The sequence below is a fragment of the Hansschlegelia beijingensis genome (assembly GCF_045505405.1).
Classification (GTDB): domain Bacteria; phylum Pseudomonadota; class Alphaproteobacteria; order Rhizobiales; family Methylopilaceae; genus Methylopila; species Methylopila beijingensis_A.
In genome coordinates, this window is record NZ_JBJKEX010000471.1 from 1 (window position 1) to 1,858 (window position 1,858).

3 protein-coding genes are annotated in these 1,858 nt (G+C 68.4%); 1 reads left to right on the forward strand and 2 read right to left on the reverse strand.

Annotation, left to right across the window (positions count from 1 at the left end; all coding sequences use genetic code 11):
- Positions 1 to 208: 208 nt before the first annotated feature.
- Positions 209 to 748: an inorganic diphosphatase gene (gene ppa / locus ACIKT0_RS17665; RefSeq protein ID WP_407106650.1), complete on the forward strand. Its 540-nt coding sequence runs from the start codon at positions 209 to 211 to the stop codon at positions 746 to 748.
- A 45-nt stretch (positions 749 to 793) separates the two neighbouring features.
- Here ppa and lptE read toward each other — a convergent pair whose 3' ends face one another.
- Together lptE and ACIKT0_RS17675 are read right to left on the reverse strand one after the other, a co-directional pair.
- Entirely contained in the window at positions 794 to 1,342 is a 549-nt protein-coding gene (lptE, locus tag ACIKT0_RS17670; protein WP_407106651.1) for an LPS assembly lipoprotein LptE, read from the reverse strand.
- Positions 1,329 to 1,858 (reverse strand): class I tRNA ligase family protein (locus ACIKT0_RS17675; protein ID WP_407106652.1); only part of this gene is annotated, 530 nt, incomplete at its 5' end. The genes ACIKT0_RS17675 and lptE, both read right to left, overlap by 14 nt.

A 1,858-nucleotide genomic window follows, 5' to 3' on the forward strand; every position in this document is an offset into this window, starting at 1 on the left:
GATCGACGAGGCTCTGCCGCGTCTGATGCCGGCGCCGGGCGGCGCGACCAGCACCGCGTCGCCGCGCTCGAGCGCCGCCATCAGACGCGGCAGAGCCTCGTCGATCGGCAGAGAATCAGCCCCGGACTCAGCCATCGCGGCTTCTAGCTGTTGCTCGCGGCCGCATCGCTCCGCTACAGAGGCGCACGACCGCCAAATGAGGACGTCCATGCGTATCGAAGCCATTCCAATCGGCGCCAACCCTCCGAAGGACGTGAACGTCATCGTCGAGGTGCCGATCGGCGGCGAGCCTATCAAGTATGAGCTCGACAAGGCCGCAGGGACGCTGTTCGTCGACCGCTTCCTCTACACCTCCATGCGCTATCCGGGGAATTACGGCTTCATTCCCCATACGCTCTCCGAAGACGGCGATCCGATCGACGTGCTCGTCGCCAACACGCGCGCGATCGCGCCCGGCGCGGTGATGAGCTGCCGTCCGGTGGGCGTCTTCAAGATGGAGGACGAGAAGGGCCTCGACGAGAAGATCATCGCGGTGCCGTCGGCCCACCTCACGCGGCGCTACGAGCAGATCACCAGCTACGATCAGCTGCCCAGCATCACGCTCGACCAGATCACGCACTTCTTCGAGCACTACAAAGACCTCGAAGGCGACAAGTGGGTGAAGCCGCTGGGCTGGGGCGGCGTCGACGAGGCCGAGCGCATGATCATCGAAGCGATCGAGCGCGCGAAAGCCGCCAAGGCGGACTAAGGCCGGCGGCCGGCCCCCACGGGGGCCAGACGGCCGCCGCTGCGCTTACTTGCCGGTCGCGAAGTAGCTCACCAGCCGGGCGCGGATGCGCTCGGCGATCTGGGTGGCGGCGCGATCCTCGGCGTCCCGCTCGGCGCGGACGTTCGCGAAGCGCTGCAGGCCGGCGAAATAGGTGGCGGTCGCGAGCGCGTTGCCGGTGAACAGCGGATCGATCGACCCGGCGCGGGTCAGCACGTACTGCACCGCCAGCGAGATCGTCCGCGTCTCCTGCACGTCGGTCAGCGGATCGACCACCGCAGACTGGCCGATCTCGTTGATGCTCCTCACCTCGAGCCGGTAGGCGACCGCGCCCGGGCCGGCGCCCCCCCTGAGCATGAAGATGAGCTCGTTGCGCATCTTGCCGCCGACGCGGCCCTCGATGGGCTTGACCTCGACGGTCTTGAGCGCCGCGGCGACGTCGCCTCCGCCACCGTCCTTGGCCAGGACGCCAGGCGTGGACATGTCGCCATAGACGGGGCGGAAGCAGCCGGCGACCAGAAGCGCCAGGCCGAAAGCCAGGCCAAGCCGGACGAAGCGCGGATCAAGCGACGACATTCACGATCCTCTGCGGCACGACGATGACCTTGCGGATCGGCTTGTCGCCGACCGCCTTCAGAACGACATCGAGTTCTCGTACCATTTTTTCGATCGTCGCGGCGTCTGCGTCACGCGGAACCACGATCTCGTCGCGCTTCTTGCCGTTCACCTGCACCGGCAGGGTCACGGAATCGGAGGCGAGCAGCGCGGGATCGGCCTCCGGCCACGCCTCCTCGGCGACGAGCGTCTCATGTCCGAGCGCCGCCCAGCACTCCTCGGCCAGATGCGGCGTGAAGGGCGCGATCATCCGCACCAGGATCTCCGCCGCCTCGCGCAGCGCGAAGCGCATGTCGGCGTCCGGCTCGCGAGTGGCCTGAAGCGCCTGGCCGAGCGCGTTCGCGAGTTCGTTGGCGGCGGCCACGCAGCGGTTGAAATGGAAGCGCTCGATGCTCTCGCCGAGGCGGGCGAGCGCGCCGTGAGCCGTGCGTCGCAGCGCCTCAGCCGGCGCCCCGACCTGCTCCGGTGCGCTCGCGC

What these genes read in the sequence shown, in the direction of transcription:
- ppa (WP_407106650.1), top strand. Translation starts at nt 209, where the DNA reads ATGCGTATCGAAGCCATTCCAATCGGCGCCAACCCTCCGAAGGACGTG.
- lptE (WP_407106651.1), bottom strand. Translation starts at nt 1,342, where the DNA reads ATGTCGTCGCTTGATCCGCGCTTCGTCCGGCTTGGCCTGGCTTTCGGC.